Origin of the sequence: Streptococcus sp. CSL10205-OR2, assembly GCF_025660655.1 — a bacterium.
GTDB lineage: Bacteria > Bacillota > Bacilli > Lactobacillales > Streptococcaceae > Streptococcus.
The window spans coordinates 1-4,384 of sequence record NZ_JAOTIN010000026.1 but is presented as its reverse complement, the minus strand read 5'-3'; the positions used below and the strand labels follow the sequence as shown (position 1 = coordinate 4,384).

Here is a 4,384-nt window from a genome sequence, read left to right as displayed (position 1 = left end):
CCATATGATTCTTTCTAATGAGTGGTTTTGTCGCTTTTCATTATAAGTCATGTGGGACTTTTTGTCTGCATTGAAAAAGCCCTATAACTTCTGTGGCGGAGTTACCCACTACAGATATTATAGAGCCGATTTTTGTTATTAGTCATTGCCTCACTTATCATCAAGTTCTAACGCATAACTGATAGCGCTCAAAGCATAAAGTGGTGCTGTTTCTGTTCGTAGGATTCTTGGTCCTAGTCCAAGAGTAATGGCACCATATTGTTGAAAAGTTTTGATTTCTTCTGGTGACAGACCACCTTCTGGTCCGAAGATAAAGAGGATTTTCTCACCTTTTTTAAGAGTAGAGAGGGTTTTAGCCAGTTGAGATTTTTCTCCAGTCTTGGCTGATTCTTCGTAAGCAATTAAAATCTTGTCAAATTGGGAGAATTGCGCTAAAAAGTCAGATTTACTAGCAAATAATTGCACTTCGGGCAGTCGATTGCGTTTACTTTGCTCGCTAGCTCCGGTGATAATTTTTTCTAATTTTTCTCTTTTCTTAGCCAGTTTTTTGGCATCCCATTTGACGACAGACCAATCAGCTGGAAAGCCCCAGATGCTACTTGCTCCTAATTCGGTGGTTTTTTGAGCAATCCACTCTAGCTTGTCCCCTTTAGGAAAGCCAGAAGCAATGGTCACGTCAACCGGTAATTCAACATTTTCTGCCAGTTCTTCGAGAATTTCAAGCTCGTAAGTCTCACGATTGGTGACTTGAGCCAAACGTTTAACACCATCATCAAATACCAGAACGACCTGTTCATCATTTGCCAGTCTCATCACTGAAAACATGTGTTTAATTGTTTCTTTGTCTTGAATGATTAGGCGCGTGGTTAAAGGAAGTCCCTTAATAAAATACTGTTGCATTTAACCTCCAATCACACCTGTTTTATCTTTGGTCTTTTTAAAGACACAAGCATGCCATTCTCCTTGTATCATGTGGGTTTCTAAAAAGAAACCAGCTTTTTCAGTAGCTGTTTTAACCATCTCCCATTTGTCTGAAATGATGCCAGACATGATGAGGTAGCCATTTTCTTTAACGAGTTGATAGGCATCGTCGGTGAGATGGATTAGAATATCGGCAAGGATGTTGGCGACAATGACATCGGCTTTAATCTCAACCCCTTTTAGGAGATCACCAGTAGTAACGGTAATGTTGGCAGTATTAGCATTGAGGGCGATGTTTTCTTTTGCCACTCGGACAGCAACATCATCTAAGTCGTAGGCGTGGATATCCTTTGCACCTAGTAGGGAACTGGCTATTGAAAGAACACCAGAGCCTGTTCCGACATCAATGACTGTTTCTCCACCACGAATGACTTGACTTAAAGCAAATAAGCTCATCTTGGTTGTCGGATGGGTACCAGTTCCAAAAGCCATGCCAGGATCAAGTGTGATGATTTTTTCACCGGCACTTGCTTGGTAGTCCGTCCAACTAGGAACGATGGTTAAATCGTGGGTAATTCTTGTCGGTTCATAATATTTTTTCCACTGATCTGCCCAGTCTTCTTCAGCTAATTCTTTTGTTTCAAAGCGGAAGTCACCAGTGATAATGCTCTCTTTTTTTAGAGCTTCCAAACGATTTTTTAGCTCGTCTTTCACTTCAGCAATAGCTATGTTTTCAGGATAGTAGGCGGTAATGCTCACTTCATCAGATTGACTAATATCTGGAAAAATTTCACCATAGCGCCCCACCTGACCTAAATAGTCGGCACTATCTTCAATGGCAACCCCTTGACTACCGGCTTCGATGAGGAGATTAGAAATAATCTCTTGAGCGTCACGATTGCTAATGACTTTTAATTCTTGCCACTTGTCCATAATTACCTCTCAATATCTAGGATAGGGGAAAAAAGTGGTTTCAGTGATTTGAGCGAGTTCGTCTTCAAAATCTTCTTTTTTCCAGTCCATCACAAATTCTTCCTGACTGTCATCAGATAGAAAATCCATTAAATCACTTAAACCATCAGTTGCTACCTCATTGAGATGATTGGCAAAAACGGCAAGAAATTCACGAGAAAACCCTTTTTTAGGATGATAAGGGATGGTAACAAGATAATCAGTCTCTTCAAAACGGGATTTATCAGGCTGGTAAAATAAGACAAAATCTTCCAAAGTGATATCCTCACTAACGACTTGACCATCATCATCAATCGTTTCAACCCCAGAACTATTTTGTGCCTCAAGAATAAAACTCACCTCAACAGCGTGATTTTTCTTATCCCAGTTGATAGCATAGTCATAGTGAAAGGCTTTGTCAAGCTCTTCTTCTAAAATGGAAAGAAAGCCGTATTTTGCCATAATGTGTCTCCTTTGTCTTGTAATGGTTGGTTTTATCTACTGATAACATCTTAGCATGACAGGCATTAGAAAGCAATTCTTTGAAGGATTTTGTTGAGAGATTGTTTCTTATGGATGATAAGCTTGATAGGTAAGTATTTTTTGTATATAATATGATTAAAGGATAGGCTTTCGAGCACCCATAGGTGCGCGGACGCTTATCCTTTTTTATTTACTTTTGTTTCTCTTGTAAAAATGATGATATTGCTATATAATTTAAGTGAAGACAAGAATGGTCTAACTCCCCTTGAAACAGATTTCTCTGCGGTAGGAGGTGGTTCACTCTTGTCTTTTATTGTAAAAAAGGTGAAGGCGGAACAACACTTTATTTGTTGCAAGAAAAAGGTATTTTATGAGTAAGCTGAAAATAAAAGGAGAGTTTACCAAAAGGTGCATTGTTTTGATATAAATTCAGGAGTAAAAGAGTAAAGTGTAATATGTGTTTTTTCAAGGTTTATTAAGAGATGACAAGCCCATTGAATTAGAGATAAGGCATCACATCTTTATAGTTTCAGAATATTCTAAGCTTGAATTTGTATTTTGGAATGGTGTAAGGTAATTTTTCTTGTAGATATTAAGCTTATAGGACAAGTAGTTTTTATATTTAAGAAGATGTTATTATTTTTGCACATATGATATAATTAGCGTAATAAAAATTGGGATTATTTCAGTAAGGAGTGCTATTGTGGATTTATCAGAAGCTTTTAATCAAGTAGATACAATGGGATTGAGTTCTCCTAAACCTATTTCGTATGTGATGACAGATGAAGAATTATCACATCTAAGGTTTACTGCTTTTTCAAAAGAAGATGAAGAGACCATAATGAATGAACTTAAAAAACGTGGCTTAGCACTATAAGGCTAATGTTACAATGAGGTATAGATAAGATACTTAAAAATTCAAAAATATTAGAGGAAATCATAAAATGAAATATAGTCAAAAAGTTTTAAACATGTTAGCAACAGCAGTTAGTGGAGAGATTGATGATTTTTGGGATTTCTCTTTTGAATTCAATGCGCTTTTTGGTGAGAATGAAGAGTTTGCTAATGGGTGGGATGCAGAAAATCCTGAAATGTTTGATTTACTTAACGATTATGAAATTATGATGTTTCTAGAAGAACATGATACAAGTGATAAACAAGGATTCATAGATTTTCTTAAACCTTACTACGACAAGGCCAGAAAACTAGTAAAACCTTAATACTTAGTTTTAGGTTTATATATACTGACATTATTTTATCCAAAGGTACTATATTTGGTGTTAAAATATGGGATGTACTGTTTTGATAAGAATATTATTATGGATTGAAAAAGTTAGATTTATTAGCACTAACAAGCTAACAAAAACATTAATGGAGATTAAATAATGAAGTATTCAAAAATAATCTTGGATATGCTAAAAAAAGGTGTAGATGGTGATGTTGTTGATTATTATGATTTTTTTCTTGATCTCACTGCGAAACTAGGTGAAGAGGAATCATTTGCTAATGGTTTGATAGCAGAAAACGAACCTCTTTTTGATCTCATTAATGACGAACCTATGTATTATTTCTATATAGAAGAAGATACTGAAAATAGGGAAGCATGTAAAAAATTTCTCAAACCATACTACGATAAGGCAAAACAATTAGTAAAAATTAACACTTAGTCCAAGCTAGGTGTTTTTGTTTATCTAAATACCGGAAAATACTGGAATTATTTTGCATATAAAGAATTTGAAAATTGGAAGTCGACTTCCAATTTGGGAGTTACTCTAAAATAAAAAAACCGATGTCGGTTTTTGAACTGCACCCCAAAAGTTAGACAAAAAATCTAACGAATGGGGTGTTTTTCTTATGAAATTAAGTGATGACGATAAACTAGAAATCTATACATTAAGAAGTAATGGAAGAAGCTGGTCTCAAATTAGTGAAGCATACGATGTTAATCTTGCCAGTCTCAAGTACTTGGTAAAGCTTATGGATAGATATGGTGTTGAGAGTGTTAGAAAAAGAAAGAATAGCTACTATC

General features: G+C 35.7%; 6 protein-coding genes and 1 pseudogene. 4 read left to right on the top strand and 3 right to left on the bottom strand.

Annotated elements, in window-relative coordinates:
• Positions 1-150 precede the first annotated feature (150 nt).
• The 3 genes from N7659_RS08065 to N7659_RS08055 are packed head-to-tail and all read right to left on the bottom strand — an operon-like array spanning position 151 to position 2,334.
• On the bottom strand, positions 151-900 hold the full coding sequence (locus tag N7659_RS08065; protein WP_263276622.1) for a 16S rRNA (uracil(1498)-N(3))-methyltransferase: 750 nt from the start codon (positions 898-900) through the stop codon (positions 151-153).
• On the bottom strand, positions 901-1,854 hold the full coding sequence (gene prmA / locus N7659_RS08060) for a 50S ribosomal protein L11 methyltransferase (protein WP_263276621.1): 954 nt from the start codon (positions 1,852-1,854) through the stop codon (positions 901-903). It abuts the gene before it with no gap.
• Between the two features lie 9 nt (positions 1,855-1,863).
• Positions 1,864-2,334 (bottom strand): DUF3013 family protein, encoded by a 471-nt coding sequence (locus tag N7659_RS08055; protein WP_263276620.1) that lies wholly within the window; start codon positions 2,332-2,334, stop codon positions 1,864-1,866.
• A 724-nt stretch (positions 2,335-3,058) separates the two neighbouring features.
• Between N7659_RS08055 and N7659_RS08050 the strand changes: the two genes are divergently transcribed.
• The 4 genes and pseudogenes from N7659_RS08050 to N7659_RS08035 form a co-directional block, all read left to right on the top strand.
• On the top strand, positions 3,059-3,232 hold the full coding sequence (locus N7659_RS08050; protein WP_263276619.1) for a hypothetical protein: 174 nt from the start codon (positions 3,059-3,061) through the stop codon (positions 3,230-3,232).
• A 67-nt stretch (positions 3,233-3,299) separates the two neighbouring features.
• Positions 3,300-3,575, top strand: coding sequence for a hypothetical protein (locus N7659_RS08045; protein ID WP_263276618.1), 276 nt, complete (start codon positions 3,300-3,302; stop codon positions 3,573-3,575).
• A 165-nt stretch (positions 3,576-3,740) separates the two neighbouring features.
• On the top strand, positions 3,741-4,022 hold the full coding sequence (locus tag N7659_RS08040) for a hypothetical protein (RefSeq protein WP_263276617.1): 282 nt from the start codon (positions 3,741-3,743) through the stop codon (positions 4,020-4,022).
• A 187-nt stretch (positions 4,023-4,209) separates the two neighbouring features.
• Positions 4,210-4,384, top strand: a pseudogene (locus tag N7659_RS08035) (IS3 family transposase); the annotation flags it as partial.